This is a genomic window from bacterium (assembly GCA_026398675.1).
Classification (GTDB): Bacteria; RBG-13-66-14; RBG-13-66-14; order RBG-13-66-14; family RBG-13-66-14; genus RBG-13-66-14.
In genome coordinates this window covers 1-2,176 of sequence record JAPLSK010000048.1, presented here as the reverse complement: position 1 = coordinate 2,176, position 2,176 = coordinate 1, and the positions used below count along the sequence as shown (strand labels likewise).

2 protein-coding genes are annotated in these 2,176 nt (G+C 67.0%); one reads left to right on the top strand and one right to left on the bottom strand.

The annotated features are described in order from the left end of the window. Positions 1-766, bottom strand: a 766-nt coding sequence (locus NTW26_00710; GenBank protein MCX7020795.1) for an NFACT family protein, incomplete at its 3' end; no start/stop codon positions are given. 84 nt (positions 767-850) lie between these two features. Here NTW26_00710 and NTW26_00705 point away from each other — a divergent pair. Continuing rightward, positions 851-2,176, top strand: a 1,326-nt coding sequence (locus NTW26_00705) for a sulfatase-like hydrolase/transferase (GenBank protein MCX7020794.1), incomplete at its 3' end; no start/stop codon positions are given.

Sequence of the window (2,176 nt, the reverse complement as noted above, 5' to 3'; positions counted from 1 at the left end):
GGTCGAGGGTTTCCGCGCCGAGCTGGTCGAAAACCACGTCGGGCGCCAGGGAGAGCCGCCGGAAGAGCTCGGTGACCGCCGTGGAGGAGACGCCGTCCACGCCGGCGACGAGCTCCCCGGCCAGGCTCCGCTTGCGCCGGGGCGTAATCTCCCCGCTCCGCCGCCCCCCGACATACTCCCCCACCGTCCACACCCCTCCCGAAACCGGCTGGAACGGCTCCCCATAGCGGGGACCGGACCGCCAGGCGTAGACTACCTTTTCCTCCGCTTCGAGGGTGAGGTTCGCCCGGCGCCCGGTGAGGCTGAAATGGAGCGCTAGGGAGATGGGGTCGCCCAGCTCGTCGGTCCCCCGGAGGTCCAGGCGGAACAGGCGGTCCCGCCCCTGCTGCTCGGTCGAGGTGACCACCGCCCCGGCCAGGCGGCGGCGCAGGAAGCCGGCCTCCTGTTTCCGGCGAATACTCCTCGGCTTGGCCCACCGCAACCCCGTCTTGTTCCAGAGGAACGCGCCGGACCGGACCCCGGGGTTGACGAAGACCAGCTCACGTTCCTCCCCGCGTCCGCCCAGGACGAACACCACCGCCGCCCCCGCCCGCAGCTCCTCCTCCAGCTCCGCGTTGGTCACGCGGTCGACGGCGTCCAGGATGAGGACATCAATCACCTTCGTCCCCTCGATGAGGGGTCGCCAGTGGGTGAGGTAGGAGGAAAGGGTCAGGCCGTCGTACATGGGGTGGAATTTTAGCACAGTCGCGGGAGCGGCGTCATTCATGGGGCTCGTGCCGGACCGGTCATCGGGAATTCCATCTGCTATAATTCGGGCGCGGCGGCAATTTTTTTCCAGGGACCGTAAGAAGTGGATTTTCGGACGATTCTGGCGAAAACCTGGCGCCTGACCCTCTTCGGCGTGTTGGTGAGCTACGCCTATACGGCCTACTACTTCACCGCCCAGCTCGTTCTGGGCGGGGGGAACGTCGTTTGGGGCCTCATCGGCGACGGCTTCCACCAGACGCTCCTCTTCATGGTCGGGGCTCTCTTTTTCTTTCCCGTCATCGGCGCCGCGGCGTCCCTGGTCGTCGCGCTCATCGCCACCCTCGTGACCGAAAACGTCAGGCCGCTGTCCGATGCCTGGCGGGAGCGCATCGGCCTCATCGCCGTGGCGGCGGTGACGACCGGTGTCCTGGCGTTGCCCGTTGATGTAGGGTCGCTCTTCACCTACGTCCGCACCGTTATCGGCTTCGCGGTGGGCCTGGTCGGGGGCGCGGCCCTGGTCCTGGCGGCGATAAAATGGCCGAAAATCGAGCGCTGGGTCCGGCGCGCCGCCGGGTGGATCCTGGGCTCCGCGACCCTGCTCTTCGTCGTCTTCTACCTCTTCGCCCTCGGGGGCTTCGCCTACACCGACGAACCCGCGACCTCGCCCGGGCCCAACATCCTCGTCATCCTTTCCGACACCCACCGGGCCGACGTCGCCTCCACCTTCGGCGGCGACGTGCCCACGCCCAACCTCGACCGCCTGGCCGGGGAAGGGGTGCGCTTCGACCGGTGCTACTCGACCTCCAACTGGACCCTCCCCGCCGTCGCCTCGATATACACCGGGACTTCGCCTGCCGTGCACGGCGTGGACGGGTTCCATCCGCTCCCGAACGCCTTTCCGAACCTGCAGGGTCGCTTGTCCCGCGAGGGGTATCGCTGCTGGGCCCTGTTCTGCAACTCGGCCGTTCTCCCCAACACCAACCTATATTCGGGCTTCGACACCTACGCCAACTACGACATCTTCCGCACCCCGACGCTGGGCATCCTGGCCTCCTCCACCGGTCCCCTCTACGCCTGGCTCTCCTACAACATGGCCCAGGTCATCCTGCGGTGCGACGTGCAGCACACCAAGACCATTACCCCGGAGCTGGCGGTGGATCTCAGCTCCAGGCTTGAGCCCGGGGGCGGGACCTTCGCCTATATCCACCTGTTCGATCCCCACATGCCCTACGCCCCTCCGGACCGGTTCGTCCCGAAGGGCGCGTACGACGGGCCGCTGGGAAGGTGGGTCGGTTTCGCATTCTACGGCATCATCCTCTCCAGTGGAGCCGGGGCGATCCAGGGCAAGGAGCGTGAGCGGGTCATCGATCTCTACCGGGGTGAAATTCGCTACGAGGACGAGATAATCGGCCGGATGCTGGACGCCCTG